The 235-nt window shown below is 33.6% G+C and carries 1 protein-coding gene; it reads right to left on the bottom strand.

The window, feature by feature from the left end; translation table 11 throughout:
* Positions 1-235, bottom strand: a 235-nt coding sequence (locus SB717_RS39655) for an AMP-binding enzyme (protein ID WP_410908833.1), incomplete at both ends; no start/stop codon positions are given.

Raw genomic sequence — 235 nt, 5'->3', positions numbered from 1 at the left:
GTAGCTGATCCATATAGATAAAAAATGAAGGAATCATATAACTTGGTAGCATATGCGAAATAAAGCTGCGTATTTCTATATTTTGAACACTGTCTTTCAAAACAATGTAAGCAACTAGATGATTTGAATTATCCTCACCTTGCCAATTCACCACTACTACATCTTTAACAGACTTGTGTTGTAACAGTGCATTCTCAACTTCCCCTATTTCAATACGATATCCTTTAACTTTCAC

The sequence above is a fragment of the Priestia sp. SIMBA_032 genome (assembly GCF_046535215.1).
Taxonomy (GTDB): Bacteria; Bacillota; Bacilli; order Bacillales; family Bacillaceae_H; genus Priestia; species Priestia aryabhattai.
The sequence above is the reverse complement of the archived record's forward strand: the minus strand, read 5'-3'. Positions and strand labels throughout refer to the sequence as shown.